The sequence below is a fragment of the Thiorhodovibrio winogradskyi genome, assembly GCF_036208045.1.
Classification (GTDB): domain Bacteria; phylum Pseudomonadota; class Gammaproteobacteria; order Chromatiales; family Chromatiaceae; genus Thiorhodovibrio; species Thiorhodovibrio winogradskyi.
Genome location: NZ_CP121472.1, coordinates 1,330,576 through 1,356,965, shown reverse-complemented (window position 1 = coordinate 1,356,965; position 26,390 = coordinate 1,330,576). Strand labels below are relative to the sequence as shown.

The 26,390-nt window shown below is 60.2% G+C and carries 25 protein-coding genes; 9 read left to right on the top strand and 16 right to left on the bottom strand.

From position 1 onward, the window contains the following. Positions 1–107: 107 nt before the first annotated feature. The 5 genes from Thiowin_RS06190 to Thiowin_RS06170 all read left to right on the top strand — a co-directional run bounded on the left by Thiowin_RS06190 (position 108) and on the right by Thiowin_RS06170 (position 5,253). Positions 108–983 (top strand): TauD/TfdA family dioxygenase, encoded by an 876-nt coding sequence (locus tag Thiowin_RS06190; RefSeq protein WP_328986866.1) that lies wholly within the window; start codon positions 108–110, stop codon positions 981–983. Between the two features lie 273 nt (positions 984–1,256). After that, on the top strand, positions 1,257–2,717 hold the full coding sequence (locus Thiowin_RS06185; RefSeq protein WP_328986865.1) for an NAD(P)/FAD-dependent oxidoreductase: 1,461 nt from the start codon (positions 1,257–1,259) through the stop codon (positions 2,715–2,717). An 81-nt stretch (positions 2,718–2,798) separates the two neighbouring features. Then, positions 2,799–2,984, top strand: coding sequence for a hypothetical protein (locus Thiowin_RS06180; RefSeq protein WP_328986864.1), 186 nt, complete (start codon positions 2,799–2,801; stop codon positions 2,982–2,984). 62 nt (positions 2,985–3,046) lie between these two features. Beyond that, complete coding sequence (locus Thiowin_RS06175) at positions 3,047–4,528, top strand: cryptochrome/photolyase family protein (protein WP_328986863.1); 1,482 nt, start codon at positions 3,047–3,049, stop codon at positions 4,526–4,528. Positions 4,529–4,539: 11 nt separating this feature from the next. Beyond that, a complete protein-coding gene (locus tag Thiowin_RS06170; protein ID WP_328986862.1) occupies positions 4,540–5,253 on the top strand; it encodes a hypothetical protein in 714 nt (237 codons plus the stop codon). A gap of 71 nt (positions 5,254–5,324) precedes the next feature. On the opposite strand, the gene Thiowin_RS06165 is transcribed toward Thiowin_RS06170, so the two are convergent. Together Thiowin_RS06165 and Thiowin_RS06160 are read right to left on the bottom strand one after the other, a co-directional pair. After that, the gene (locus tag Thiowin_RS06165; RefSeq protein WP_328986861.1) at positions 5,325–7,280 is read right to left on the bottom strand and encodes an SLC13 family permease; all 1,956 of its coding nucleotides are present in this window, start codon (positions 7,278–7,280) and stop codon (positions 5,325–5,327) included. Between the two features lie 395 nt (positions 7,281–7,675). Then, on the bottom strand, positions 7,676–7,810 hold the full coding sequence (locus tag Thiowin_RS06160) for a hypothetical protein (RefSeq protein WP_328986860.1): 135 nt from the start codon (positions 7,808–7,810) through the stop codon (positions 7,676–7,678). Between the two features lie 363 nt (positions 7,811–8,173). Here Thiowin_RS06160 and Thiowin_RS06155 point away from each other — a divergent pair, with 363 nt between their 5' ends. The 3 genes from Thiowin_RS06155 (at position 8,174) to Thiowin_RS06145 (ending at position 10,951) form a co-directional block, all read left to right on the top strand. Next, a complete protein-coding gene (locus tag Thiowin_RS06155; RefSeq protein ID WP_328986859.1) occupies positions 8,174–8,911 on the top strand; it encodes a response regulator in 738 nt (245 codons plus the stop codon). Next, the gene (locus tag Thiowin_RS06150) at positions 8,908–10,290 is read left to right on the top strand and encodes an ATP-binding protein (protein WP_328986858.1); all 1,383 of its coding nucleotides are present in this window, start codon (positions 8,908–8,910) and stop codon (positions 10,288–10,290) included. The genes Thiowin_RS06155 and Thiowin_RS06150 overlap by 4 nt, the downstream gene beginning before the upstream one ends. A 196-nt stretch (positions 10,291–10,486) precedes the next feature. After that, on the top strand, positions 10,487–10,951 hold the full coding sequence (locus Thiowin_RS06145; protein ID WP_328986857.1) for a peroxiredoxin: 465 nt from the start codon (positions 10,487–10,489) through the stop codon (positions 10,949–10,951). A gap of 99 nt (positions 10,952–11,050) precedes the next feature. Here Thiowin_RS06145 and ccoS read toward each other — a convergent pair whose 3' ends face one another. From ccoS to surE, 13 genes are all read right to left on the bottom strand, one after another. Continuing rightward, entirely contained in the window at positions 11,051–11,239 is a 189-nt protein-coding gene (gene ccoS / locus Thiowin_RS06140; protein WP_328986856.1) for a cbb3-type cytochrome oxidase assembly protein CcoS, read from the bottom strand. A 125-nt stretch (positions 11,240–11,364) separates the two neighbouring features. Next, complete coding sequence (locus Thiowin_RS06135; protein WP_328986855.1) at positions 11,365–13,842, bottom strand: heavy metal translocating P-type ATPase; 2,478 nt, start codon at positions 13,840–13,842, stop codon at positions 11,365–11,367. A 94-nt stretch (positions 13,843–13,936) separates the two neighbouring features. Then, the gene (locus Thiowin_RS06130) at positions 13,937–14,395 is read right to left on the bottom strand and encodes a FixH family protein (RefSeq protein WP_328986854.1); all 459 of its coding nucleotides are present in this window, start codon (positions 14,393–14,395) and stop codon (positions 13,937–13,939) included. A 361-nt stretch (positions 14,396–14,756) separates the two neighbouring features. Continuing rightward, the gene (gene ccoG, locus Thiowin_RS06125) at positions 14,757–16,238 is read right to left on the bottom strand and encodes a cytochrome c oxidase accessory protein CcoG (protein ID WP_408034168.1); all 1,482 of its coding nucleotides are present in this window, start codon (positions 16,236–16,238) and stop codon (positions 14,757–14,759) included. 161 nt (positions 16,239–16,399) lie between these two features. After that, positions 16,400–17,326 (bottom strand): cytochrome-c oxidase, cbb3-type subunit III, encoded by a 927-nt coding sequence (gene ccoP, locus Thiowin_RS06120; protein WP_328986853.1) that lies wholly within the window; start codon positions 17,324–17,326, stop codon positions 16,400–16,402. After that, positions 17,319–17,609: a cbb3-type cytochrome c oxidase subunit 3 gene (locus tag Thiowin_RS06115; RefSeq protein WP_328986852.1), complete on the bottom strand. Its 291-nt coding sequence runs from the start codon at positions 17,607–17,609 to the stop codon at positions 17,319–17,321. The genes ccoP and Thiowin_RS06115 overlap by 8 nt, the downstream gene beginning before the upstream one ends. Continuing rightward, positions 17,602–18,348 carry a cytochrome-c oxidase, cbb3-type subunit II gene (gene ccoO, locus Thiowin_RS06110; RefSeq protein WP_328986851.1) on the bottom strand — a complete coding sequence of 249 codons (747 nt, stop codon included), beginning with the start codon at positions 18,346–18,348 and terminating at the stop codon, positions 17,602–17,604. The genes Thiowin_RS06115 and ccoO overlap by 8 nt, the downstream gene beginning before the upstream one ends. 25 nt (positions 18,349–18,373) lie before the next feature. Beyond that, positions 18,374–19,825, bottom strand: a complete 1,452-nt coding sequence (gene ccoN, locus Thiowin_RS06105; RefSeq protein WP_328986850.1) for a cytochrome-c oxidase, cbb3-type subunit I — start codon at positions 19,823–19,825, stop codon at positions 18,374–18,376. Positions 19,826–20,182: 357 nt separating this feature from the next. Then, a complete protein-coding gene (gene rpoS / locus Thiowin_RS06100) occupies positions 20,183–21,184 on the bottom strand; it encodes an RNA polymerase sigma factor RpoS (RefSeq protein ID WP_328986849.1) in 1,002 nt (333 codons plus the stop codon). A gap of 79 nt (positions 21,185–21,263) precedes the next feature. Then, positions 21,264–22,178 carry a peptidoglycan DD-metalloendopeptidase family protein gene (locus tag Thiowin_RS06095; RefSeq protein WP_328986848.1) on the bottom strand — a complete coding sequence of 305 codons (915 nt, stop codon included), beginning with the start codon at positions 22,176–22,178 and terminating at the stop codon, positions 21,264–21,266. Positions 22,179–22,239: 61 nt separating this feature from the next. Continuing rightward, entirely contained in the window at positions 22,240–22,824 is a 585-nt protein-coding gene (locus Thiowin_RS06090; RefSeq protein WP_328986847.1) for a YqaA family protein, read from the bottom strand. Continuing rightward, positions 22,824–23,495 carry a protein-L-isoaspartate(D-aspartate) O-methyltransferase gene (locus Thiowin_RS06085; protein WP_328986846.1) on the bottom strand — a complete coding sequence of 224 codons (672 nt, stop codon included), beginning with the start codon at positions 23,493–23,495 and terminating at the stop codon, positions 22,824–22,826. The genes Thiowin_RS06090 and Thiowin_RS06085 overlap by 1 nt, the downstream gene beginning before the upstream one ends. Next, a complete protein-coding gene (gene surE, locus Thiowin_RS06080; protein WP_328986845.1) occupies positions 23,492–24,403 on the bottom strand; it encodes a 5'/3'-nucleotidase SurE in 912 nt (303 codons plus the stop codon). Before surE ends, Thiowin_RS06085 begins: the two co-directional genes overlap by 4 nt. 130 nt (positions 24,404–24,533) lie before the next feature. Between surE and Thiowin_RS06075 the strand changes: the two genes are divergently transcribed. Further along, on the top strand, positions 24,534–25,082 hold the full coding sequence (locus Thiowin_RS06075; protein ID WP_328986844.1) for a Smr/MutS family protein: 549 nt from the start codon (positions 24,534–24,536) through the stop codon (positions 25,080–25,082). Positions 25,083–25,221: 139 nt separating this feature from the next. On the opposite strand, the gene truD is transcribed toward Thiowin_RS06075, so the two are convergent. After that, positions 25,222–26,382 carry a tRNA pseudouridine(13) synthase TruD gene (gene truD / locus Thiowin_RS06070; RefSeq protein ID WP_328986843.1) on the bottom strand — a complete coding sequence of 387 codons (1,161 nt, stop codon included), beginning with the start codon at positions 26,380–26,382 and terminating at the stop codon, positions 25,222–25,224. Positions 26,383–26,390 lie beyond the last annotated feature (8 nt).

The following is a 26,390-nucleotide window of genomic DNA, read 5'->3' as shown; positions in this document are numbered from 1 at the left end:
GCTTCCCCAGGGATGGAAGATGCAGCCGACACGCGATCATTATGGATATCCGGCGGTATAATCGGCCCTGTTAAACCCCCTTCACCCCACCCGGCAGGATGATGACCATGCTTGATTCTCCCTTCGACCTTGACCACGACAGCGCCTATGAGCACTGGCGCGAACACAAGCTCGCCAGTGCTCCGCGCGATCTCAGCACGCTCATTGTCGAGATAAACGACCCGAGAGACCTAACAAGCGCCGAGCATCAGGCGGTCTTGGATCGCTGCCGGCTGGCGAACATGGCCATTTACGCGAGCCGCACGGGCGATGATCCGAGCAAAGACATTCCAGTGGCCATGGGTCGCGCCTTTGGGCTGAACAGCCTCGACCACAACCCAGGTGCCGATGAAGACGCCGTCACGGCGCTCACAGTGCAGGAAGACGCGCGCCATAGGGACTTTATCCCCTACTCCAACCGTCCCATCGCCTGGCACACGGATGGTTACTACAACAGCACGGACAAGCAAATTCGCGGCCTGCTGCTGCACTGCGTGCGCCCGGCGCAGGAGGGTGGCGAGAACGAGTTAATGGATCCGGAAATTCTCTATATCCTGATCCGCGACCGCAATCCCGCACACATTCGCGCACTGATGGAGCCCGACTGCATGACCATTCCGGCGCACACCGCTGAGGGCACAACCCTGCGCCCGGATCGCACCGGACCGGTGTTTTCCGTCATGCAAGATGGGCGCTTGCACATGCGTTTCACGCAGCGCTCGCGCAACATTCACTGGCGCGATGACCCAGGCACCCGAGCCGCGGTTGACTGCCTGAACGACTTGCTGCGCATACCCAGCCCCTGGCACTTCCGCGCCAAGCTCGAATCCGGCTGGGGACTCATCGGCAACAATGTGCTGCATACCAGAAGCGGCTTCAGCGACGGCGAGCACCCGCGCTTGCTGTATCGCGCGCGCTATTATGAGCGTATCAGCGGCACCTGATCGGGGTCAGCACGACGGACTCGATTGTTCCGGTTCCGGACAAAGAAAGGCGGCTTTGCCTGCTTTGAGCTAGGGCTCTATAGGCTAACGACTGGCCGCCATCGGCGGCGTGACTGGCGGTCAGGCTGACCGACAAAATCCCCCATAAAGCCGATGGATGAATGCCTGTTGGCACTGCGGGGTTTCGCGTGAAATATTGATCCAGGTCGTTTTCTTGTGCCGCCTGACTTGTTAGCGTCGCCAGACCATTCTTGATTAACAGGAGCTTTTGCCATGGCGCGAATCCTTATTCTCGGTGCGGGTCTTTCCGGTCACACGGTGGCCCGCTATCTCAGTCGCTGGCTTAAAGGCAGTGCGCACCAGATTACCGTCGTCTCGCCCAAGGCACTGTGGAACTGGATTCCTTCCAATATCTGGGTCGGCGTCGGCGAAATGACCAAAAAACAGGTCACCTTTGAACTCGGGCCTGTCTACCGAAAGGCCGGCGTTGATTTTCGCCAGGCCAAGGCGATATCCGTCCACCCCGAGGGCGATGGGGAGCTTTCCCGACCCTTTGTCACCATCGAATACACCGATGATCAGCGCGCCGGCCAGACCGACAAGATCGACTACGACTATCTGGTTAACGCCACCGGGCCCAAGCTGAACTTTGGCGCCACGCCTGGCCTTGGACCTGATGGCGGTTACACCGTCTCTGTTTGCACCCCCGAGCATGCGATCGAGGCCAACGAAAAGCTGCAGGAGAACATCAAAGCGCTAAAGCAGGGGGAAACACGCACCTTCGTGGTCGGCACCGGCCATGGTATGTGCACCTGCCAGGGTGCCGCCTTTGAGTACATCTACAACATCGACCACTGCCTGCGTGAAAATGGCGTGCGCGATAAAGCGCGCATTATGTGGATCAGCAACGAGTACGAGCTTGGCGACTTCGGCATGGGCGGCGTGCACATCAAGCGCGGCGGCTATATGACCAACGGCAAGGTCTTTGCCGAGTCCCTGATGGTCGAGCGCAACATGGAATGGATCACCCGCGCCCATGTCAGCAAGATCGAGCCGGGCAAGATCCACTATGAAACCCTCGACGGCACCGAGGCCGAACTGGACTTTGATTTTGCCATGTTGATCCCGCCCTTCGCCGGCGTGGGGCTAAAAGCCTATGGCAAGGACGGTAGCGACATGACCGACCAGCTGTTCGCGCCCAACGGCATGATGAAGGTCGATGCGGACTACAGCCCCAAGCCCTACGAGGACTGGAGCAAGGCGGACTGGCCGAGCACTTATCAGAACCCGCTGTACAAAAACATCTTCACGGTCGGCATTGCCTTCGCTCCGCCGCACCCGATCAGCAAGGTGATGAAAAGCCCCAAGGGCACCCAAATCAGCCCGACGCCACCGCGTACCGGCATGCCCTCGGCCGCCATGGGACGCGCGGTTGCCGCCAGCATCCGCGACATGCTCAACGGAGCGCCCGAGCCGACGCACCGTGCCTCCATGGGTGAGACTGGCGCCGCCTGTGTGGCCTCGACCGGCTCGGACATTCTCAAGGGCACGGCGGCCACCATGACGGTTTTCCCGGTGGTGCCGGATTATGAGACCTTTCCTGAATACGGCCGGGATATGGACCTCACCTTCGGCGAGATCGGCCTGGCGGGGCACTGGATGAAGTACATTTTGCATCATGTCTTCATCTACCAGGCCAAGCTTGGCCCTGGTTGGCATTTGTTGCCGGATTGAGTCGGCGAAGCAAGTCCCCTCACTTCAGGAGGCGAACGCACCCGCCTCAAGCGCCAAACAATTCATTAGGAACCCGCACCCATGACCACTGAATCCGACTCCCCCAAAGTCCCGGTGAAAAACCGCGAACCCTACCAGCAGGCCTATTACCCGCCGGTTCCGACCCGGTTCACGCGTTACTTTCGTACCTCTGTTGTCTGGCAGTTCATTCGCTTTTGGATTATTAACTTCAAAATCTTCAAGCTGTTGGCAAAATCGCATGGCTAGCCATAGCGGGGCCGCGCCATGGCTTTTTGGAGTTCAGAGTTTAGCGGGAGCGGAAAGCGCCCATGGCCTCAACCGCAATTTTGTGGTTTCGCCGCGATCTGCGGCTGTCAGACAATCCGGCCCTGATAGCCGCGCTCGATAGCTACGACCGCCTGCTGCCAGTCTATATCCACGCACCGGGCGAGGACGCCCCCTGGTCACCAGGGGCCGCCTCGAACTGGTGGCTGCATCACAGCCTGCGAGCCCTGGATGTATCACTGCGCGAGCGCGGCTCACGTCTGTTGCTCCTCAGTGGCGACAGTCTCGCATGTCTGCAAGCACTCATCGCCACCTCCACAGCAAGCGCGGTGTTCTGGAACCGCTGCTACGAACCAGTCAGCATTGCGCGTGACAGCCGCATCAAGCAGCAACTGCGCGCCCAGGGCATCCGCTGCGAAAGCCACAATAGCGGTTTATTGTTCGAGCCCTGGCAGATCAAAACCACCACGGATCAGCCTTTTCGGGTCTTCAGCGCTTTCTGGCGACGCGCGACGGCGAGACTCGCGGACATTCCAACGCCCACGCCAGCACCCGGGATCTTGCCGCCACTCCCTGACGGGATCTCATCAACCGATGGGCGCTTGTCGCAGTCGCTTCCCGAACAGCCCTTGGATGCGCTTGGCCTGCTCCCGCGCATTGGCTGGGATGCCGCCTTCTCGGACAGCTGGCAACCAGGTGCCGCTGGCGCCCAAGCGCGTCTTCGGCGCTTTTTTGACCAAGGCGCGCATGACTATGCCGTGGTCCGCGACCAGCCAAGTGTTGCAGGCACCTCCAAGCTCTCGGCGCATCTGCATTTCGGCGAGATAAGCCCGCGTGACCTGCTACAGGCCGCCAATGCCACGGCTGGCGATCATGAGGCTTTTGTGCGCGAGCTTGGCTGGCGCGAATTCAGCACCCATCTGCTGTTTCATTTTCCACAAACTGCCGAGTTGCCGCTCAACCCCATGTTCGACGATTTTCCCTGGCGCGATCCCATCCCGCCCGTGTTACTGCAAGCTTGGCAGCGGGGTCAGACCGGGATTCCGCTCATCGATGCCGGCATGCGCGAGCTTTGGCACAGCGGCTGGATGCACAACCGGGTGCGGATGATTGTCGCTTCCTTTTTGACCAAAAACCTGCGCATTCCCTGGCAAACAGGCGCACGCTGGTTCTGGGACACTTTAGTGGATGCTGACTTGGCCAACAACACCCAGGGATGGCAGTGGACCGCCGGAAGCGGAGCCGATGCAGCGCCCTACTTTCGCATTTTCAATCCGGTGCGCCAGGGCGAACGCTTTGACCCCGAGGGCGGGTATGTGCGCCATTGGTGCCCAGAACTGGCGCGTCTGCCAAACCGCTATCTGCATGCCCCTTGGACAGCACCAGTTGGTATTTTACAACAGTCTGGCGTGACACTTGGCCTTTCTTATCCTCACCCACTGGTCGATCTAGCGGATACTCGCCGCGAAGCCTTGGCATTTTGGCAACAGTTGCGTGATACTGACAGTCGTGCGAATGTCGGCTAAACTGCGCACACTTGGATGATGAATTTCCCCGCAACCTGCAACCACCACCGGCCATGAAAACAACACAGTCGCCAAATTTCAAGATCAATGATTCAATCACCAGATTCAGCTCCCTCGCACTGACACTTGCCGCTCATCTCGCACTCGCCGAGTCGGCAACACCGCCCGAACCGCCGGCCGCCCCGCCTCCAGCTGCAATTGAAGCATCTGAAGTTGTAGCAACTGAAATTGAAGCAGCAGTCCAACAGGCGCCCGTGCAACCGGCGCCCGTGCAGCCCCCTGCTCCTTCTGACGTCGACCTCGCCACATTGCTCCACGGCGTGGAGCACCAATGCCAGTACAACGACATGCTCGAGAGATTCTGGCGCAGCCTGGCGAATCCCGAGGCGGCGATGCGCACGCTCCATCCTGAACTGCAAGGAGCCATTGGCGCCATTCAGGTTACCGACCAAGCCGACTTTCGCATGTATTCGATTCCGGTGCGGGGATACTGGCACAAGGTGCCGGTGAGCCAGATTCAGTTTGGCCTGGGCAAGGGCAACGGCATTCATGTCCTGCTGGTGGAATTCGCGTCTCCGGCGACACAGGCAACAGAGGTGTTCGAGCCGTTGGTGAATAGATCCAAGCTTGTCATGGCCCAGGATCCAGACAATACCCTGCAGGCAACCACTGATCTGATTGTTGACGAGGGAAAGGCGCGCTTGATCTGCGATCTGTCCACTTGAGCGGGTTGCGCGCGCCCGCGAGTCACAGGTCAGTAGGAGGCATACCACGATTTAGTGGCGTCATGAGCGCTTTAATAGAGCAGATTCAGCACCCCAAGCGACACCACCAGGAAAAGCACCGTCATAATGCCGCCGGCACGCAGATAGTCGGGAACCCGGTATCCACCCGGTCCCATGATGAGTGCATTGACCTGGTGGGTTGGGATCAGGAAGGAATTGGATGTGGCGATCGCCACGGTCAGCGCAAAAACTGCCGGATTGGCACCGGCCCCGAGGGCAATATTCACCGCCAGCGGCACCAGCAACACAGTCGCGCCGACATTGGACATGACCAGGGTAAAAAAGGTTGCTAGCACCGCGACGGCGGCCTGTATCCCCCAGATGGGCATGTCACCCAGCACGCGCAGGGTCTCATCGGCAATCCATGCCGCCGTGCCCGAGGATTCCACAGCTATGCCGAGTGGAATCAGCGAGGCAAGCAGAAACACCGTCTTCCAACTCACAGCCTCGTAGGCCTCATCAATGCTCAGCACTCCGGAGAGCACCATCCCAACCGCGCCAGTCAGCAAGGCGATCGACAGGCGCAGATCGGTGAAGAGCACCAACCCCAGGGTGACCACAAAAAACAGGAGCGCCACCGGCACCTTGTGCGGTCGCAGTTCCTCGTGCGGGTATTCGGTGGTCACCACCACGAAATTGCGGTCGCTCTCCAGACGATGCAGACTGGCCCAAGTGGTGTGCACCACCAAGGTGTCGCCAGGTTTGAATGGCAGATTGCGCACCCCGCCGGTGCGGAATGTCAGGGTGTCATCTCCGCGACGAATCGCTAGGAGCGACAGCCCGTAGGTTTTGCGCATCCACAGATCGCGCGCGGTCTTGCCCAGCACGGCGGAACCGGGAGGAATGACGATCTCGGCAATGCCTGCCTTACCAGCAGAGAGGTGATCGGCAAAGAACTCAAGCTCCGGCTTTACCTCGATTTGGGTCTGGCGGACGAACTCGTCAAAAGTCTCGGTCGGAGAGATCAGCCCGAGCCGGCTGCCCGCCATGACCCCCGCGCCGCGGTCAACACCATCGGCGCCTAGGCGGATACCATCGCCCTTGTCCATGGCGATAACCCGGACGCGCCAGCGTTGCTCAAGATCATCGACACTGACTCCAAGCAGCGGACTCTGGCTGGGGATGACCGTTTCATGCACCGAGAAATCACTAAATCCGTAGGTCTCGGCAAAATACAACATAGGGTCACGCGCTTCGACGCGTTCGGTCCCGCGCACCGGAAGCACCAGGCGACCGGCAAGGACAAAATACAGAATCCCCGTGACCACCAGCGCCAGACCGATGGGCGTGACCGAGAACAGACCAAAGGTCTCCATGCGCTGATCCGGCGCCAGGGTTGCATTGGTGGTTAGAATGAGATCGTTAAGCAGAATCAGCGGACTCGATCCCACCATGGTGATGGTACCGCCGAGAATGGCGCAGAAGCCCATGGGCATGAGCAACCGCGACATGGGTAGCCCGGTGCGCGCGGAAATGCGGCTGACCACAGGCAAAAAAAGCGCGGCCGCGCCGACATTCTGCATGAAGGATGAAATCACGCCCACAGTGCCGGAAATCAGCGGGATAATGCGCGCTTCGGTCTTGCCGCCGATGCGCATGATAAAGGAGGCGACCTTGGACATGATGCCGGTGCGATCAAGCCCGGCGCCAATGATCATGACAGCGATGATGGACATGACGGCATTGGAGGCAAAGCCGTCGAACAGGGACTCGACCGGCACCAGCCCGGCATTGAGCCCCATGACCGGAGCGAGCAGACTGGTCAAACCCAGCAATAGCATCACGGTCAGGGCCGCGACATCGACAGGCACGACCTCGAAGACGAAGAGAAAAACGGTCAACATCAGCACGGCCATGACCCAGGCAATTTCAATACTGGGCACCAGGGTCGCAAGATAGAGTGCAAGTCCAGAAAATACGAGGGCCGTCAGCGTGCGTGGAGAGATCAACGACGAAAGAGCGCGCATCGGAACCCTCTTTGTGGATAAAACAGGGAGATAATAACGAGGAGATGAAACGAGGTCCGACCTTGCCAAGCTGACGGCGCCGCTGATAACGCGCCTCGGTCACTCTGGGGAATTATAACGAGACGGGAAGTAAAACGCCGAGACAAAAAAACGCCGCCGCAGCAGTCGGAGAAGACTGCTGGGGCGGCGAAGAGGCTTGCTACCTTGAAAAGATTGCGCAAGCGCTTGAACTGGAACCGGACAGCCGCCGATTCTCGGAAGTGTGCATTGGCAGCGTTTGACAGAGACTCAAGGCGAGATGACTCAAGTCAAGATTCGGGGCACCATCGGGCCGGAGCACCCTCTGGCTTGCGAAAAATCCGGGTGAGACAACACGCCCGGACACGGATTTTGCATCAGGCGTTAGGCTTAGCGACGGAGCGGCCGCTCTTTTGCGACTTGGCGCCGTTATGGCTGACGATCCCAACGAGAAACCCGCCGGACACAATCGCAACCAAAAGCCCGCTGATGGTTAAAGCGTCAAAAATCATGTTTATTCCTCCAAAACATGTGTGAAGCCGGGCTAACGCTCATCGTGCGGCACCACCCCGGAAGATGAAGCTGCCATTTCTGGGTGACAATGCGCTCGCAGCCAGCTAGGACCGAAACAGAGCGATTGATCACCTCCAGCAGATGTTTAGCATTGTGCAGAAAAGAGGTTACTCTGTTATTTCCTTATATACTAATATTGTAACAACTTGTAACCAGGATGCGAGGAAAGAAATCACATCTCCATGCCTGTGACAACAAATTGATTATTCTCAATCCGCGACATCCGTTTTCGACCGGACCGCGACAACCGCATTGGTCAAAACCAAAGCCTTGACCAATGCCACGCAGACGGATGCCATATCATGGACAAGGCGCCATCCAAGACCGCAGAAAAATCCAGGGTGCTCGTCGTCGATGACGATCAGGGCCTGCGCCATCTGTTACTCGACTACCTCGAACGCGAGGGATTCAATGTCATTGGGGTGGAAGACGGCGAGCAGATGTTCGCTTGCCTTGAGACCGAGTCCGCCGACATCATCATCCTGGACTTGATGCTTCCGGGCGAGGATGGACTCAGCCTGGCGCGACGCCTACGCCAAACCTACAGCACCCCGATCATTATCCTCTCGGCGCGTGGCGATGAAATCGACCGCATTGTTGGGCTCGAGGTCGGCGCCGACGACTATTTGCCCAAGCCCTTTAATCCACGTGAATTACTGGCTCGCATCCGTGCAGTGCTCCGCCGTCACAGCCCTGCCGCGACCGAGGAAGCCGAGGAGGACAGCGACGACAGCCATCACTTTGGCCCTTATCGACTGAATATCGGCTTACGCCAACTCGAACGCGACGGCGAGACACTCAGCCTGACGTCTGGTGAATTTGACTTGCTTAACGTGTTCTGCGAGCATCCTAACCGCTTGCTGGAGCGTGATCGTCTGCTAGACCTGCTCAAGGGTTACGAACGCAACCCCTTCGACCGCAGCATTGATGTGCAGGTCGCGCGGCTGCGCGCAAAAATCGAGCCCGACAAGAAACACCCACGCTACATCCGCACCGTATGGGGCCGCGGCTATATTTTCACGCCCAAGGGGCAAGCATGATCCTGAGGCGCCGTTGGCTGCCAAGCTCGCTATTCAGCCGCGCATTGCTAACATTGGTCCTGACCTTTGGCAGCTTCGCGCTGGTGACCTTTATTGCCATTGTGCACTACGCCCTACTTCCCGTGGTTGAGCGCGCCACTGGCGATCTGGCGGCGCTGATGGATCTCTCGGCCCGTACCCTTGCCAAACTACCACCTGAGCTACGCGAGGAATACCGCCAGCGGCTGCGTGACGAATACCAACTCGAGCTGCGCCCGCGCGCCGAGCGCCCACCCGATCTTGAGCCCTATTTTTTTCCCTACACCGAGCGCCTAGCCCAATCCATCCAGTCCCAGCTCGGACATCCAGTGCAAGTTGAAAGCAACCTGATTGACGGGGCACGCTGGTTCTGGCTGCGCATGGATACCGAGCAGGGTCCGGTCTGGGTCGGCTTTCCGCGTGATCGAATCAATACCAAACCGCTTGAGGGCGTGGCACTGGTCTCAATCATGGCGCTAGTGCTCATTTTGATCACAGCCACGGTCTTGGCCAGGCGTGTGACCACCCCTTTAACGCGCCTGTCGCGCGCGGCCGAGGAAGTCGCCCGCGGCCGCTCGCCCGAACCACTGCCGGAAACCGGCCCGCTGGAGCTGGCCAATCTGGCGCGCCGCTTTAATGAAACCAGCCAGCAGGTCCGCGAACTGCTGGCTGATCGCACCGTGCTGCTGGCTGGCATTTCGCACGATCTGCGCACCCCGCTGACACGCCTGCGTCTGGCAGTCGAAATGCTGCCCGGACAGGTCGGCGACAGTGAACGCGCTCGCATGACGCGAGACATTGAGGAAATGGACCAACTCATTCGCCAAGCGGTTGAGCTGGGACAGAGTCTGGGTGCGGGCGAGAAGGAGGCTCTTGATGTGGCGGCCATGGTGACAGAGGTTGTCGGCCAACGCCAACGCATTCGCTACCAGCCTGGCCCGCCCTGCCCCGCCAGCATCAACTCCATGGCGCTCAGGCGAATCCTCGGTAATTTGATCGAAAATGCGCTGCGCTACAGCGATCAGTCCGTAGAGGTCGATCTGAAAGGTTGCGCCGAGAGTGTCGAGATTCAGGTTCTCGACCGCGGCCCTGGCATCCCCCAGGACTCCCTGGATGCGGTCTTTCGGCCTTTCTATCGGCTGGAACAGTCCCGCAACCGAGGCACCGGGGGCACAGGTCTTGGTCTGGCCGTTGCCCGCCAGCTTGCGATGGCCAATGATATCGAGATCCATCTGCGCACCCGACCCGGTGGCGGCACCATTGCCAGCATCCTGCTCAACCCAGCCGCGGACACTGACCAACAGCCGATGCCGGCGCCCACCCTGGCTTCCATCCTGGCTCCTGGCGCTGGTAAGACTTGAAGAAACGCCAAAGACAGTTGACGCGGGCCAATGCGACCCATAAATTTCTCAGCAGCAGAAAAAACAACAAAGCATCTGCCGCGGATTCCGACGCGAGCGCATCGCCGCGGATCACAGTCTCCGCACAACACCGGCGTCATCCGCCATGCGAACTATGCCGCACAAGCACCACCTCAGCCACCGGAGCCTTTTGTTTATGTTGCAACCTGGCGACATCGCCCCCGACTTCTCCCTACCCGACGCCGATATGGATCTTGTGAGAAGCGCCAAGCTCTGGGCCGACCAGCATCTGGTACTGTGCTTTTACCCCAAGGATGATACCCCCGGCTGCACCATGGAAGCGTTGGAATTCACTGACTTGCATCCGGAATTTGAAGCCGCGGGCGCCAACATCGCCGGCATTAGCCGCGACACCTGCGCGAGCCATGGCGCTTTTCGCGACAAGCATGGCCTCAGCCTGCTACTCCTTGCCGACACTGAGGGTGAAGTCTGTGCGATCTATGATGTGCTGCGGGAGAAGGTAGTGAACGGAGTCACCCGCCAAGGCATCCTGCGCACCACTTTCGTCATCGAACAGGGCGGGCGCATTCGCCACGCACTCTACGATGTAAAGCCCAGGGGCCATGCGCAGAGAATGCTCGAGTTGGTTCGGACACTTTGAGCTTGCCGGATGTGCAGCCCGACAAATGGTGCATGAAACCCTGCATCCACAAAAGTAGGCTGCGAAAAGGATCGAAAGGACGAATGAATCCGCCATGAATCAGTCCTCGACATCCGCGCCAGGAAAGCGGCGCGGATCATCGGGCTTGATGTCGTCATCCATCAGAATACGCTGTCCGTCGCCCTCGAGATCGTCAAACTGCCCGCTGCGCGCGGCCCAGAAGAGCACGCCGACGGCGGCAAGTCCGAGCAAAAGCATACCAGGAATCAGGCCATAGATGACTTCCATTGGGGGTTTGTAGGTAGTAAGCAGGTAGTTGTGAGCAGGTAGTTGTGAGCAGGTAGTTGTGAGCAGTAGGTCAATGGCAACAGACAAAGGGCGGTATCTGGAGATGCCCGTAGGGGTGAATGCATTCACCGCGCCTTCTTTAGAAGACCACCTATCCGCGCCGAGTTGCCGACGACCGCGAGCGAGCTCAACGGCATCGCAATCGCCGCCACCAGGGGCGTAATCAAAGCCGCCATGGCCAAAGGCACCATCACCAGATTGTACGCAATCGACAGACCGATATTTTGACGAATTGTCACCAGGGTGCGCTGGGCCAGCGCCAATGCCTGGGGCACCCGCGCAAGCTCATTGCCGGTCAGGACGATATCGGCGCTGGCCATGGAAACATCGGTCCCGCTGCCAAGCGCGATGCCCACATCGGCACTCACCAGTGCCGGGGCATCGTTCACCCCATCGCCGACCATGGCGACGCGCTGCCCGGATGCGCGCAAGCGCGAGATCTCCGCGGCCTTGCCCTCCGGCAACACCTCGGCAATGGCTGTGATGCCGCCCAGGCGCTTTGCCATCTCACTGGCCGTCGCCTGACGGTCCCCGCTCAGCAGGGAGACCTGAAGACCAGCGGCAATCAGCGCGTCCACTGCCGTGCGCGCGTCCTCGCGCAAATCATCGCGCAGCAGCAAGCGCGCCACCTCCCGGCCGTCCAGTCCCAGATGCAACAGGGTCACGCCCGGCCAGTCGGTTGGCGATGCCAGTCGCTTGTCCAGTGCCATCCCCAAGCTCTCCAACCAGGCCGCTGAACCCAGCGCTAGGGTCTGACCATCCACCCGACCAACAATCCCCCGTCCGGGCTCCAGGCGGACATCCGTCACCTCCAGCGTCATGTCGGCCAAGCCATGCTCGCGGGCGAAGGCCGTGAGCGCGCGTGCCAGCGGGTGCTCGGAGAGCTGCTCCAGCGCGGCGACCCGCGCCAGCCAGTGTTGACGGGTGGCATCCAGCCGCGTTCCAGGTTCATTCGCACGCCACAGACCGCGTGCGTCTATCAGGGCAACCAGGCTTGGCCGACCAAGTGTTAGGGTACCGGTTTTGTCGAACACCACCTGAGTGACATTCGACAAGCGCTCGAGCGCCCCCCCCTGCTTGATCAGGATGCCATGACGAGCAGCGCTGCCGGTAGCCACCGCCATGGCCATGGGCGTGGCAAGCCCGAAGGCACAGGGACAGGTAATGATCAACACCGAGGTAGCCGCCAACACCGCCGTGGCTGGATCGGCCTGCCACCAGATCAGGCTAGTCAGGAGCGCAAGCGCAAGGGTGGCGCCGACGAACCAGGGCACCACCTGGTCCGCCAGGCTTTGAATCGGCGCCTTGCTCGCCTGGGCTTCCTCAACCAACTGCAGGATGCGCCCGAGCTGAGTCTGGCGCAGCACGGCGGTGACCCGCACCCGCAGTGCCCCAGCACCGTTCAGGCTGCCGGCCACCACTGGCTGACCGGGACCACGCGCGAGCGGCTCGGCCTCGCCGGTCAGCAGGGATTCATCCAGAGCGCTTGTGCCCTGCTCCACCAGACCGTCGGCCGGCACCCGCTCGCCGGGGCGGATCAGCAGCAGATCGCCAGGGCGCAGGGCGCGTATCGGGACCAGTGCCTCCTCGCCATCGCGCAGGACAGTCGCGGCCCGAGGCTGAAGATCCAGCAGGCGCTGAGTGGCCGAGACCGCCTGGCGGCGCGACATCGCTTCCAGGTAGCGCCCAAGCAAAATGACAAAAAGAAAATTGACCAGGGTATCCCAGTAGACATCGCCCCGGCCGCTCAGGGTCACCACCAAGGAGTAACAGTAAGTGATGGCCGCGCCAATGGCGATCGGCAAATCCATGTCAAGATGCCAGTGGCGCAGCCCGCGCCAGGCGCCCACAAAGAAGGGCCCACCGGCGTAAAGCAGCGTGGGCGTGGCCAGTAACCAGCCGACCCAATGAAACAGGCTGCGGAACTCGCCCTGATCGGCCCCGGCATAGAGCGCGATGGAGATCCACATTAGATTCATGGCCGCGAATCCGGCAAAGGCCAGCCGATAGAGCAGCGCCCGGTTGCGTCGCTGCAACCCCAATTCAGCCGCGCCGGGATCAAACGGCACGGCGGCATAGCCAAGCTCACCCAATCGCCGGAGGATGCGTGATAGGCGTAAGCGGCTGTTGTCCCAACGCAAGCGCAACCGTCGGCCAGTCAGGTTGACCCGCGCCTCGCTCACCCCCGGCATGGCGGCAAGACCGTTTTCGATCAGCCAGACACAGGCGGCACAGTGAATTCCCTCGACCGCCAACTGCATCTCTCGCTCGTCGCTTGAGATGTCGCCAAACTCCTGCTGGACTTCGTCGAGATCATAGAACTCGAGCTGGCGCGGTAGCTCCGGCGGCGGGCCAAAAATGTCACCATCCGGGGTACGCTGATAGAAGCCCTCGAGGCCGGCATCGTAAATGGCCCGACACACCGCCGCGCAGCCTTGACAGCAGAAGAGACGTTCGCCGCCACCAACCTGAGCGCGCACGGTGGTGGGCTGCGTGATCGGCAAACCGCAATGGAAACAACCAGAGGCTTGGCTCGCCGACATCAGGCATCAGCCAGGGCGACCGGCAAAGATCGGCAGCGCATTAGAACCAGTAACAAACCTAACTCGAAGCTTTGTTTCCAGACACCAGCCAAGGTCATCGCGCTTTCACATGGAGGCGCTCGTCGAGTCGGTAGATAGCCTCGCCCTCAGTAACCTCAACCAGACTGTCCCACAGTCCAGGGAGCGGAAAACTGACCTCGGCGCGATAACGCCCGGGGGCTTCTTCGATCATGGGCAGGGAAAAATCTTGTCCCGCATCCGAGGGTCGGTAGGCAAACAAGGTCACCGCATCGGGTCTGACTGGCTGCCCCGCCTTGTCCACCACGAAAAAGCGCAGCATTGCCCCTTGCCCGGCAGTCAAATCGGCCGGGATATCCACCGCTAGCATCCGATCATCGGCGACATCAGCGCGTGAACGTATGGCCTCTTCCATTGCGCGTCCGCGCTCATAGTAGTCCTCCACCACCAACCCCGGGCTGGTGACGAAGGCCAGGGTCACCATCAGAATATTCACAGCCAACACCACCGCGACCAGTGCGATCCAGCCGCGCACCCAGGGACTTTGCCAGGCAGATAAAGGGGCAGATGAAGGGCCAGACATGGACGCTGAAGCAGGCGTGGCAAGCGGTTCTTGGACTAGGGTCTTTGTCATGAGCCTTATCTCGATTAGTTCGTGGGCCGTGCTTGGATGCTTCGATTGTGGAGAAGGCCGGGCGTTCTAATCAGCGCTCACAAGCCAATGACCCGCCGGATCTCCAGTCAAGCTCTGCTATTAGGTTCCAGCAATTCCAAATTTAAGTATTTCATCTGGTGTAGATCACCGGGCCAACAACCGGGCGCTGGAAAACGAAATTTGGAATTGCTGATTAGGTTCTCTATCAGGTTCCCTATCAGATTCCCTATCAGATATCCGATCAGGGCTCAGGCGCGAAAAATGCGCTTTCCCGTTCCGCCCTGGCCTCAGTCCCATCAGGCAAGGTTGCGTCGGCCGTGAAAAAAATTGGAATGCTCTCGCCGGTCAAATGCTCGCGTTCGATGCGGATAAAGACCATCATCGGCGTCACCTCCCCATGGCGAATTCTCAGGTCATGCTCGATGCCCCTAACTTCAATCGGCACCGGGCTACTCACGGCGATCCGGGCCTGGAGATCATCATTGGATTTATTCAGCACCTTCAGGGTGTATTTGTTCTGAATTGAACCATCGCTTAACTCCACGAACAGGGGCGAACGCTCGTGCAGCACGTTCAGTTCAATACTGACCAGGGTTGAAAACCCATAGCCAATACCGAGCACCGAGAGCACTAAAATCCCCACATAAAGCCAGACACGCGCGCGCAGCAGCATGGGTCTGACTCGCTGGCCTTCGAGTTCGTCAAGCGAGGCGTAACGGATCAGGCCGCGCGGGCGGTTGATTTTGTCCATCACCTGATCGCAGGCATCGAGGCAGAGCGCGCAAGTGATGCAGCCCTCTTGCTGACCGGCACGAATGTCGATACCGGTGGGACAGACGGCAACACACTGATTACAGTCGATGCAGTCGCCCTGCTGCCCCGCAATAACATCCTGACCCTTGCGCAGGCGCCCGCGCGGTTCACCCCGTGTCAGGTCATAGGCCGGCACCAGGGTGGTGCGATCGAGCATCACACCCTGGATGCGCGCATAGGGACAGAGCCAAAAGCACACCTGCTCGCGCAGCCAGCCCGCAAGCAGATAGGTGCCGGCGGTAAAGAGCGCAACAAAGGCATATACAGCGCTGTTGGCCTGACCAGTGAAGAAGTCCCGCCACAAGGGCAAGGCGCCATAGAACCAGGCAACAAAGCTCCAGCCGGTGGCAAAGCCAATTAACACCCAGAGCAGGTGTTTGACGCTTTTGACGCGCACTTTGTACAGGCTTAAGGGCGCCCGATCAAAGGCGCGACGCTGGCGCGGATCGCCCTCAAGCCATTCCTCGATCAGGGTAAAAATATCCGTCCAGACCGTCTGGAAGCAGAAAAAGCCGCAATAGACCCGCCCGGCTAGCGCCGTGGCGACCGCCAGCAGAATGGCGAAGAACAACAACAGCAAGGACAGCATCCAGAAGTCCTGCGGCAGCACGGTCGCGCCGAAGAGGTGATACTGGCGGTTGGGAATATCAAAGAGCACCGCCTGGCGCCCATCCCAGCGCACATAGGGCCCCAAAAAAAAGATCAACCAAACGGATGCCGCCAGCCATTTGATGCGACGCCAACGCCCGGGTAGGCGTTTGGCATGGATGGTCTCGCCGCCGGCGTTGACCTGCCAGTGCTCGGACTCGGCGTAGAGTTCATCAAGCGTACCTGCTTTAAGGCCGGCTTGAAGATCGGTTTTTACATCGCCTTGTGGACTAGCCTGCGCTTTGCTTGGGGTATCGCTCAAAAACTACTCCCGAATGGACTCTAGCGGCTGACCAACTCTTATCGCCTGACTGGATAACGCCATCAGATGGGACGGCGTCTGGAACATGGCCAAACTCTGACCCGGATGCGGCCCCCTGCCCAGCTCAGATCCGAGGCGGATAACGCACTGTATCCGCCAGATTATAGACCCCCACCAAGCTCGTGCACATAGACAGCCAGCTTTTTGATTTGATTCTCATCCAGGCGTCCTTCCGCGCTGCCGGCACCGCCGAATTTCGGCATCACCGCATCACGGGTTTGCTCCACACCGCTTTGGTTCACGCCATAGAGAATGGTGTGCTTGGCGCTCTCGAAGCCACCCGGGCGAAAGCGCCACAGGCGGTCGGTCAAATTGGCCGCGCCCACGGTGATCACATCCCCAGTCGGCAGGGTGCCGAGCACACCGGTCGCATCGGGACCATGGCAGCCGGAACAGCCCTTGTTATTGAACAAGGTCCAGGCCTCGTCGCTCGCCTCCCGTCCCTCGCTCAGGTCGACCGCGAACTGGGCCAGGGTGTCAACCTCCTGCTCGCTGAGAATATTTTGGTGGCCAATCATGTTGCCCTTACGGCCCCCGGTGATGGTTTCGGTGATCTTGCCGAGAGAGCCGCCCCACAGCCAGTCATTGTCGGCCAACACCGGATAGCCGGGATTGCCCTGACCACCGCTACCGTGACAGGCCGCGCAATAGTCGCCAAACACCACCTTGGATGAGGCGATGGTGTATTGCAGCAGCCCGGGGTCGGCCAAAATCTCATCGGCCGAGAGTTGCGCGATACGCTCTTCGTACTGACCCCGTACCTGCTCGACCTGCTCCATGCCCTGTTTATACTCCTGGATTGACGTCCAGCCCAGCATGCCCCTGGTGTGCTGCTGCTCGGTCTGTTCGAGCTTCCAAGGTGGTGTGGGCCACATGGGATAGAGCAGACCATAAAGCACCCACCAGGCGATGGAGAGCCAGAAGGCAATCATCCACCATCGCGGCGGCGGATTGCGCAGTTCACGAATGTTATCGTCCCAGAAATGGCCAGTATTGTTCTCGCCCGGAAAAGGATTCTCGTCAGCCATGGCCACCTCCGTTCCGCTCCTCTTTGACCTCTGCCCGATTGGCCGCGCCCGGGTCAACCACAGGGTCAGCCTCGGGGTTAGCCACGGGGTCAGCCTCGGGGCTGTCTTCTTCAAACAATAGATATTTTCTTGCCTCCAGCCCCTCGCGATGCTTGGGGCGAAAGACCTGGAAATAGGCCAGAGCCATGAGCGCCGCGATGGCCACCGTCAGCAGAGTGCCGAACCAGTCGGTCGCGGTCATGGCCTGCCAGTCGGTATGAAAGTACTCGGCCAGACTATTCACGATAATCGACTCCCGACTTGAGATCGGCCATGGTGCCGAGCACCTGCAGATAGGCCACCAGGGCGTCCATCTCGGTTTTATCCGCCATCAGCGTCGGCGCACCCTTGATGTCCTCGTCCGCGTAGGGCATGCCAATGGCGCGAAGTCCGTGCATGCGCCAGCGCTGGCGCTTGCCCTTGACCAGGCGTTCATCTAACCAGGGATAACTCGGCATGATGGACTCAGGCACCACCGCGCGGGGGTTGCGCAAGTGCTGGCGTTGCCAGGCATCCGAATACTTGCCGCCAACGCGCGCCAGATCGGGCCCGGTGCGCTTGGATCCCCACTGAAAGGGATGATCGAACATGGATTCGGACGCCAGGGAATAATGCCCATAACGCTCGCGTTCGTCGCGGAAGGGGCGCACCTGCTGGGAATGGCACAGATAACATCCCTCACGCTGATAGATATCGCGTCCGGCCAACTCAAGCGCGGTATAAGGCCGTATGCCATCCCCCGATTTCCAGTTCCAGACCTCCCGGCCACTGTCATCGACAGTGACGATGGGCGTCTTGCCAGCCTGCTCCCAGACGATTTCCGGGAAGCGGTTCGATTCCTCGGTGTCCTTTAGGTAGAAAAGGGGCACGATCTCCACAATGCCACCGACCGACAGCACAATGGCTGTCATGATCAGCAGACCCCAAATATTGCGCTCGAGAAAGTCTTGCACACCGCGCGGTGTGTTATTGGTCTTTGCCATGGCATGATTCTCCAGAACCGAACTGTCAGACCGTCACCGGAACCATGGGCCCGCGCGCCTCGCGCAGGCTGCCCTCGGAGGCGGACTGCCACACCGTCATCAGCACATTGAAGAGCATGACAATGGCGCCGAACAGGAAAATGGCCCCGCCAACCGCGCGCATCGCATAGTAAGGATGCATGGCCGCGACTGACTCGACAAAGGTATAGGCCAAGGTGCCATATTCGTCATAGGCGCGCCACATCAGTCCCTGCATAATGCCAGCCACCCACATAGCGACAATGTAAATGACGGTGCCGATGGTCGCCGTCCAGAAATGCACGTTGATCAAGGTCTCGGACCAGATTTTGGTATGCCACAACCGGGTCATCAAATGGTAAATGGCACCGATGGAAATTCCGGCGACCCAGCCAAGCGCGCCCGAGTGAACATGGCCGATGGTCCAGTCGGTGTAATGGGACAGGGCATTGACCGTTTTGAGCGCCATCACCGGCCCCTCGAAGGTCGACATGGCATAGAAGGCGAGTGCGATAATCAAGAACCGCAGCACGTAATCGGTGCGCAGTTTGTCCCAGGCACCCGAGAGCGTCATCATGCCATTGACCGCTCCCCCCCAAGAGGGAATGATCATGGCAATAGACACAGCCGCCCCCAGGGAACCCGTCCAATCAGGCAGCGCGGTGTATTGCAGGTGGTGGGCGCCGAGCCAAACATAGCCGAACATCAGTGCCCAGAAGTGAATGACTGAGAGCCGGTAGGAGTAAACCGGCCGGTTCGCCTGTTTGGGCACGAAGTAATACATAATGCCGAGGAAGCCGGCGGTCAGATAAAAGCCAACCGCGTTATGCCCCCACCACCACTGGATCATCGCATCCTGCACGCCCGAGAACAGGCTATAGGATTTAAACAGTCCGACCGGAATGGCCAAGCTGTTGACCACATGCAGATAGACAATCATGACCATCATGCCAAGATAGAACCAGTTCGACACATAAATGTGCGAGCTTTTCCGGATGGCGATGGTCATGATGAAATTGAAGGTGAAGGCGATCCAAACAACCGCGATCAGAATATCAATAGGCCATTCCAGCTCGGCGTACTCTTTTGATTGGGTGAAACCAAAAGGCAGGGTCAAGACGGCTAGAAGAATGACCAGATTCCAACCCCAAAAGGTATACCAGGCAAGCTTATTGCTCCACAAGCGCACGCCGCAGGTACGCTGCACGGTATAGAAGGCCGTACCCATTAAAGTGCAGCCGCCAAAGGCAAAGATGACAGCGTTGGTATGGACCGGCCGCAACCGTCCAAAGGAAATGTAGGGGTTGTCGAAATTGAGCCAAGGCCAGGCCAGCTCCGAGGCGATATAAACACCAACCGAGGCGCCAAAGACCAAGTAGACCACCGCCATGATGATAAACCAGCGCACGACGTCAAAGTCGTACTTGCGCTCTGCCGCGCTGTCCGCCGTTGCTTCCATAAACTCCTCCACAAACCGCGGAACCGAGAATCTGGCGGATCGCGCGAGCGACCACCAGCCTGGAGCTGAAGGAGCGCGAAAGCATTTGGATCAGCAGGCCCGCCAAGCCCATACAAGCGCTCGTGGAACGGCGCGATACCTCAGGGCTTCAGCCTGAACAGCGTCCGAACCGGGGATTTCAGCCAGTGCAATGACAATTCATCGGCGCCTGAAAGTCAAGATGGCCGAGTCAATTAGTCAGACTTTGACGCGGGGACAAGGCTCGCGGGCTTGTCACTTATGTGTTCAACCGGTCTAAACCGCGCTAAATAGGATACGGCACTAACTTGGACGCGGAATGCGACCAACCAAAGCGAATTAGCGAAAAAAGGCCTCGGAGGAGAAACCCTCGCGCTCAAGCGTCTGGCGCAAACGCCGTAGGGCATCCATCTGAATCTGACGCACCCGTTCGCGGGTGACACCAAGCTCGTGGGCAACGCGCTCGAGCGTTGAGTGCTCGTAGCCGTGAAGCCCGAAGCGCCGCTCGACTACTTCCCGCTGTTTGTCGTTGAGTTTATCCAACCAACGCTCGAGCTTCTCATGCACCTCGTCATCCTGGATGTAATCGCTGAGGTCATCAAGCGAATCGTCCTCCAGCATATCGACCAAGGGCTTGTCAGCATCCTTGCCCAGCGGGGTGTCCACCGAGGCGATGCGCTCGTTCAACCCCAGCATGCGCTTGACCTCGGAGAGTGGCCGATCAAGCAACCCGGCCACCTCCTCGTCGGTCGGCTCGTGATCAAGCTGTTGCGACAGGGCGCGCGCGGCCTTAAGGTAGATATTGATTTCCTTGACCACATGAATCGGCAGCCTTACCGTGCGGGTTTGATTCATGATGGCACGCTCGATGGTCTGGCGAATCCACCAAGTGGCGTAGGTCGAAAAGCGGAAACCGCGTTCGGGATCAAACTTCTCGACCGCGCGAATCAGCCCCAGATTGCCCTCCTCGATCAAATCAAGCAGCGGCAGACCGCGATTGAGATAACGCCGGGCGATTTTCACCACCAGCCGCAGGTTGCTGACGATCATGCAGCGCCGCGCCGCCTCGTCACCCTGATTGGCCAGGCGCGAGTAGTGGATTTCTTCCTCGGCGCTGAGCAGGGGCGAGCCGCCGATTTCATTCAAATACAGCCGGGTCGCGTCGAAGTCGCCCCCCCCTGGGCTGAAACCGTTATTCACCCTGGACCCATTCACCTTCTCTTGATCCTCGACGAGCAACTCCTCGTCCTCCATTTCTTCCGGCGGACCGAGCAGCTCATCCTGGTCCTCCTCCTCGGTCAGGTCATCGGGCAGATCGTCCTCGATCTTTCTAGCGACCATGAGTGACTCCCGTGATCGCCGGGTTCATCCAAGTGGCCGCCATGCAAAACACTAGAAACATCATGTTCGCGATTCTTGTTTAGCGTTTCGGCAAGTAGCCGAGGGGATCGACAGTGGCGCCATCGCGGCGAATTTCAAAATGCAGCAGGTACTTGCCATTGGGCGCCTGACCGGCCTCGGCGATGACCTGCCCGGCACTGACAGTGTCACCCTGCTTGACGAGAAGCTGACGATTGAAACCATAGGCGCTAAGAAAATGGTCATTGTGCTTGACGATGACAAGATTGCCATAACCCTTGAGTCCGCTGCCGCTATAGACCACGCTGCCCTTGGCCGCGGCACCAATCTTGGCGCCTGGCGAGGTGGCGATACGAATCCCCTGACGGCTGCGATCGCCAGCCCGGTAGCTTTGCTCAACCGCGCCATTGACCGGCCATTGCCAGGTCACGCCGCCCGCGCTGACCTTTCCGGAAGCTGCTTGGGCCGGGCTTGAACTTGCCGTTGGTCTCGCGGTTGAGCTTGAGCTTGAGGCGGTGCGAGGTTTTTCATCCGAACGCGCCGCACTTGGCTTGGCGATCCTATCCCTTGCCGAGGCGAGTGGTGCGGGACGGGCGTGCAGCCTTTTGGGCGCCACCCGCAACAAGCTGCCAGCATGGATTTGGTACGGCGGCCCTAGATCATTCCAGGCCGCTAGGGTCGAGACCGAATGCCCGGTGCGCCTAGCAATGGCTGTCAGCGTATCACCACGCACAACGCGATAATAACCACGCGGCGCTGGTCCGTAACCATCCCTTGTTTCCACTGGAGCCAGCACGCCGCTACTACAGCCGGCGATGAGTGCAAACAACACCAGCATGATGCATCCCAGACCCAGGCGCCAGTTCGCGGCCATCCGCCGGCTGCCGGCACGGCTGACATGCGCCGACCCAACTCTGGCTTCGGCTATGGCGGCGAAGCACCCGTCCGCGCGACTGATATCAGCAGCCAAGGTCATGAGTCAAACCTTCGCGTGACACAACGGCTTTGATTGTCAGGACGTGGCGATGCCATGAGAATCAGAAAACCGTCTTGATGAGCACAAGCAGCCCAATGGCCAGTACCAGCAACCAGCCGAGCAAGTCGACATAGCGGCGCAGGTGCGCCTCCATGGGCGCGCCACCCCAGACCATGAGTGCCGCGACCATGAAAAACCGCAGGCCACGCCCGATGGCCGAGGCGATGGCGAAAGGAATCAAGGCCATACCGACCACGCCAGCCGTGATGGTGAAAATCTTGTACGGGATGGGCGAGAAGCCGGCCAGAAATACCGCCCAGATGCCCCAGTGCTGAAACCAGTCCTGTGCCTGCCCAAACGCCTCGGAATAGTGACCACCCGGGCCGACGATGGGCTCGACCAGATCGAACGCCAGGCGGCCGATCAGGTAGCCGAGCAAACCACCGGCAACCGAGGTCAGAGTGGTCAGGCCCGCGAACCACCAAGCGCGTTGCGGCCGCGTCAGGCACATGGGTGCCAACATCACATCGGGCGGAATCGGAAAAAAAGACGACTCCGAGAAGCTCAGGGCTCCAAGATACCAGGGCGCGTGCCGATGTTCCGACCAACGCATGACCCTGGCGTAAAGCGCGGAAAATAGCCGCATCAGCCGACACCTCCGAGTAGCGGGACAAACATGACCGGCTCCAGATCCTCGTGGCGAAATCCGGAGCGGGTCCGGGTCAGTCGCACCAGTCGCTGCCGCGCGCCCACGACCAGCGGCAGCAACATGCAGCCGCCAGGTGAGAGTTGCTCGGCCAGACAACGAGGGATACCCTCGGACGCGGCGGTAATCAGGATGCCGTCAAAAGGCGCCATTTCCGGCCAGCCAAGGCGACCATCGCCATGGCGATAGCGTACATTGCGCAATTTCAGCGTCCGTAGCCGGGGTTCGGCAAGTCCCCAGAGGGCCGCCAGACGTTCAATGGTATAAACCCGGCGCACCAACATGGCCAGCACGGCGGTTTGGAAACCCGACCCGGTGCCGATTTCCAACACGGTTGAACAGGGGCCGGATTCCAGCAACAGCTCGGTCATGCGCGCGACGATGTAGGGCTGGGAGATAGTCTGACCATGGCCGATAGGCAGGGCCGAGTCCTCGTAGGCGCGCGTTCCCAGCGCCTCATCAATGAACAGATGCCGGGGAATCCCGGCCAGGGTTTCCAGAACTTGCTGATTGCGAATGCCATCTTCTTCCAGTCGCGCCAGCAGGCGCTCGCGCCCGCGCAGCACCAGCGGCTCGCGCTCGAAGGCCGCCTTCCTTGGGGTCTCGATCACCGCAGCCCCTCCAGCCAGGCGTCCAACGCGGCCACGGCGCCGTGGCGGGTCAGATCCACCTGCAATGGAGTGACCGAGACGTAACCATCGCGCACCGCGGCGAAATCAGTCCCCTCGCCCGCGTCCTGTTCGGGTCCGGGCGGACCGACCCAATACACCGGCCGGCCGCGCGGATCCTCGGCACGGATCATGGGCTCCGACTTATGCCTGTTGCCCAGCCGGGTGGCGCGCAGACCCTTGATCTCGGCGGCGGGAAGATCGGGAATGTTCAGGTTGAGAATCATCTGTCCTTGAAAGAGCGCGGCTTGCCATTGTGCCACCAGGTTTGGGTTCAGTCCTGGGTTCGGCTTGGCTGCCGCTTGCACCCTGTTTGAAGGCACCTGACCGGCGCCCGCGGCGGCCGCAACCCAGGCTGTCTCGCCAAGGCGCGCGACCAGACGCGCTGCAATCTCGGCCGCGGTATCCAGATGCCGGGGCTCGAAGGCGCTGCTCGAGACCGCCACCGCTGGCAATCCAAGAAAACGCCCCTCGGTCGCGGCGGCCACCGTGCCAGAGTAGATCACATCATCGCCCAGATTGGGGCCGTGATTGATCCCGGCGACAACAAGATCGGGAACAAGATCTGGCACGAGAACCGACTCCGGATCGGCTGCCTGACTTGAATCTGGCTCGAGCAGACCCGAAAGCGCCAGGTGCACGCAGTCGGTCGGGGTGCCAAATACCCGGTACAGGCCAGGCTCGACCTGTTCGGCGCGCACCGGCGTGTCGAGCGTGAGCGAATGACTGGCCCCGCTGCGATCCCGGTCGGGGGCCACCACGGTGACGCTCGCGTAACGCGACAGCGCCCCGGCCAGCGCATGCAGGCCGGGGGACCGGTAGCCATCGTCGTTACTGAGAAGGATATTCATGGATGCCACCCATCGACAAGCCACCAAGCTGCAAGCCCCAAATCTGCCAGCAAGGCTACATGGCGCGGAGTCAATGACCCGCCCCTTGGTATACTGCCCTGGCCGAGAGCCTCAATCTATCACAAATCAGATGAAAAAAATCCTTCAAGAGTCTGATTCCGAGCTTTTTCGGCAAGCCGTCGATGATGCCCAACCGCTCGCGGTCGAGGCTCCCGTGCCCTATCGGGAACGCCCGCCACCCATCCCAAGACCGCGCCCGCCAGAGGCTGACGAGGCCGAGGAACGACAGCTGTCGGAGCATGAAATCGACACCCCCGAGTACCTGCTCTACGCCCAACCCGGCGTGCAGCACCGGGTACTTGGCGAGCTGCGGCGCGGGCGCATCGCGGTCGATCTCGAACTCGACCTGCATGGCCTGACCGCCGCCCATGCCCAGGCGACCCTGCGTGAATTTCTCGTCGACTGCCGCGCTCGGCGCGTGCGCTGCGCCAGGATTATCCACGGCAAGGGTGCGCGCTCACCCGACCGCCAGCCAGTGCTCAAACGCAAACTTAATTACTGGCTGCGACTGCGCACCGAGGTACTCGCCTTCTGCTCCGCCCCGCGCCACGATGGCGGCACGGGCGCGCTCTATGTGCTGCTGCGCAATCCGGCCAAGTCCCAGCGCAGGCGAGCATGAGCTGGCTGAAACAACGGCCAATGAGGCTTCAGAAATATGTGGTATGACTTGGTTTGAAAAAGTTGGACACGCCTCGCTTTGCCCAACCTACCCGGTATCGCGAATATCCACACCGTTACCAAGCATCAGGATAACGCCGTCATTCAATCCCCGCGCCTGGAGCGGCGACGGCCTTTCCCGAATCACTCGAATCAGCCGCCGCACGCGCGCCGGTTCCACCACCTGCCGGCTCCCACCAATCCCCCAGTTCGCGCACCACCGAGGTCGCATAAGCACCCGCTGGCAGACGAAAAGTCAACCGCAAGCAAGCGCCCTCCTCCATCTCCCAATCCAAATCCAAGGGCCGCAGGATCAAGGCGCGGCGCTCAGCACGCAAACCCGCGCGACCAAGCCCATCGATCCAGTCCGCCCAGGGAGCGAGAATCTCGATTTCCAGCGCGGCCAACTCACCGTCGACCAGGGAGTCGCCCGTTCCGCACAAGGGGCCGGTGGGCGACAGATCCCCGCTCGTCACGCGATTGGTGATGCTGTCATCAATCACCTCGGCCAGAAAATGCGAATGGCTGCCCGCCAGTTGCAGTCGCTCGCCTGGCAGAGCCTGGTTCCAGCATTCAAGCTCCACCCGGCGCGCCAATACCTGATTAAACAATGCCGAGCGCGCGGCCGACAAGAGCAGACCACGCTGGTACCGCGACAGGCGCTGGCCGCGCCCAGGACGCGCACTTAGCAGATGATGGGCGCGCGCCAGATTGCCCGCGTCGCGACCAAAGCGCTGCGGGCCGAAATAGTTTGGCACGCCACCGGCGGCCATGGCGGAGAGACGCGCTGGCAGGGCATCCAGATCACCGGACAGCTCGCGCAGGCGCAGCTCGAAGCTGTTCCAGGCGATGGCTCCGCGGCGCAATTTGCGGCCATGACGACGGCAAGCCAGCACCTCCATCCCCTCGGCGGCGAGCGGCGACCAATCCGGTACCGGACCCTCGCCCAGTGGGAGCGAAAACCACTGCGTCGCCACCGCCTGACGGTCCTTGAGACCGGCGTAGCCGATATCGCGCACCGCAACGCCGGTCAGCGCGGCCAGACGACGCGCCACCCACTCGGTATTGGCGCCGGTCTTGCGCACTTGCAACAACCAATGCGCGCCCTGATCGTCCGGCTCGAAACTCAGGGTCTCGGCAACCCGGAAATCCTCGAGATGTGCACGCATCAATCCCTTGATCAGCGCCAAACCATGCGCGCGCGGCAGTTGTTCAAAGCCGATCAGACGTTCAAGCTCTGGAGCAATGATTTGGCTTTCCATGCCGCGCA